Source organism: Neisseria sp. P0021.S006 (assembly GCF_051956895.1).
Map to the genome: position 1 here is coordinate 1 of NZ_JBQCWZ010000369.1, position 1,382 is coordinate 1,382.

2 protein-coding genes are annotated in these 1,382 nt (G+C 49.7%); both read right to left on the reverse strand.

All coding sequences use genetic code 11. The features are described 5' to 3' along the window. Positions 1–181: 181 nt before the first annotated feature. Positions 182–769 carry a hypothetical protein gene (locus ACTHUM_RS14200; RefSeq protein WP_070461669.1) on the reverse strand — a complete coding sequence of 196 codons (588 nt, stop codon included), beginning with the start codon at positions 767–769 and terminating at the stop codon, positions 182–184. Between the two features lie 90 nt (positions 770–859). Continuing rightward, the gene (locus ACTHUM_RS14205; protein WP_107791809.1) at positions 860–1,366 is read right to left on the reverse strand and encodes a hypothetical protein; all 507 of its coding nucleotides are present in this window, start codon (positions 1,364–1,366) and stop codon (positions 860–862) included. Between the last annotated feature and the right edge of the window lie 16 nt (positions 1,367–1,382).

Genomic DNA, 1,382 nt, shown 5'->3' on the forward strand with positions numbered 1-1,382 from the left:
ATTTAGCATATCATTACTTTAATATTGCAATATCTGATTTCTTAATAGCTCACCCTGAATATCAAAAAAAGTGTAAAGAAATACAAAAAACATATTCTCAAACAAACTGTAGCCTGCATGAAACCTAAAATCCATGCGTAAAGTGTGTGCTTCAGCACGAAAGATGGAATATTAAACCGAATCAGCGACGGCGGCCAAAGCCCCGACCCATGCTTGGGCGGCGGTAGTTGGAAGGCTGACGCGCGGTTTCGCGGTAACGCTGTTGCTGTTGAGCGTTTTGTTGTTGCGCATTTTGCTGTTGGGCACGCAGGGTGCGCGTATTCAGCTGTTGGCTGGTGCGTCCGTTTGGACGTGCGGTTTGATAATAGTTGGTACGGGCTTGACGGGCAATCGGGCTGTTTTGATTGCGCGCCTGTGTGAATTTGTTGGCCAATGCGTTGCCGATAAATGCACCGGCTGCCGCGCCCACCAAGCTTTGCAGCAGCCAGCTGCCGGTGGATTGGTCGTAGATGTATTGTTGACCGTCTGTACCGGTTACCGGTTGGCCGTTGTTGCCGTTGGCTTGTGCCTCGGCAGGAATGGTGTCTTTCACGGCTTCAGGCGTGAGCTGGTAAACCGTATTGTCTTCTTGTTGGCCGTTTTGTTGTGCCAACTGTTGTTGCAATGCTTCGATTTGTTTTTGTTGTTGCTCAAGCTGCGCTTGGGTATTGTCTTTGCAGGCAGCGAGGGCAAAAGTGGAAAGGGCGGCTAAGGCAATCAGTTTTTTCATTGTTTTTCCTGAGAGAAGTTTGTCTTTGCCGAGATTTCGGCGGAGTGTGTTTGCCTAATATTAAACCATTTCCCTGTTTTTCAAGTGGTTTTACAAAATAATATTGGAAAGTTGCGCGGCAAATGCACGGCTGTTGGCGGCCAGATTGCCCAGTGTAGGCATCTCGTGTTCGGTTTCGATAATCAGCAGGTTGGCAGGGCGGCGGGTGTGCAGGGACATTTGCATTTCAGCGGGAGAGAAGGGCATGTGATGGCGTTTGGCGAAGGCTTCGGCGCGTTTGTTGGCGGTTTTGAGCATGGGCAACAGGGTAATGTCCAAATGGAAACGGCGTACGCCCAAAACCAAAATACGCGCCGCGAAGAAATCCGCTTCATCAGTAAAAACGCTGGGGCTGCTTTGATTGAAATCGTGACGCTCTGCGGCAATCAAAGTCGCGATGGTGCGTACTTGCGGAATTAAGGCTTCGCTGATGAGGTTGTCGGGCGTATCAGGCAAAGTGAGCGTGTTGGACATGCTGTGGTGGCTGTTGCTGTCAACGACCATGCGGCAGGTGTGTAACATTTGAGTTTGGCTGTGGATTTTAGTTGAAGCGGTCATGGCTGTATTCCTTATT